Annotated in this window: 1 protein-coding gene; it reads left to right on the top strand. The window is 70.1% G+C overall.

Translation table 11 applies throughout. From position 1 onward, the window contains the following. Positions 1–633, top strand: a 633-nt coding sequence (locus G6048_RS48455) for a polyketide synthase dehydratase domain-containing protein (protein WP_206343068.1), incomplete at both ends; no start/stop codon positions are given.

Here is a 633-nt window from a genome sequence, read left to right on the forward strand (position 1 = left end):
GGCCGGACGAGGAGTGGACCCGGCACGTCAGTGGGGCGCTCAGCCAGGCCGCGGTGACCGGCCCCGTCGACCTCGGCGCCTGGCCGCCTCCCGGGGCGAGCCCCATCGAGCTGGACGGTTTCTACGAAGCGTATGGGCGCCTTGGGTATGCCTACGGTCCCTCCTTCCAGGGACTGCGGGCCGCGTGGCTGCGCGGGGACGAGGTCTTCGCCGAGGTGAGCCTCCCCAGCAACGAGCAGGATGTGGCGGAGAACTTCATCCTCCATCCGGCGCTGCTCGACGCCGCCCTGCAGGCCGCGGGAGCTGGCGCCTTCTTTGACAGCGGTGGGGTCATGCGACTTCCGTTCGCGTGGAGTGGGGTCTCGGTTTTCGCGGCCGGCGCCTCGACCCTGCGGGTGAGGCTGTCTCCGGCCGGATCCGATGCGATGACTGTTGCCCTCGCCGACCTCACGGGTGCTCCAGTGGCTCTCGTCGATCGGCTGGTGATTCCGGAGATGTCACCGGACCAGCAAGAACGCGTCCGCGGAAAGGGGAAGGAGAAGCCCTTCGCCCTCGAGTGGGTCCCCCTGGCCGCGCCCACCCACGAGTCGTCGGTTTCGTCGGAGCGGTGGGTGGTTGTCGGGGAGGGGGGGC

The organism is Streptomyces ureilyticus, assembly GCF_011045025.1.
Lineage (GTDB): Bacteria > Actinomycetota > Actinomycetes > Streptomycetales > Streptomycetaceae > Streptomyces > Streptomyces ureilyticus.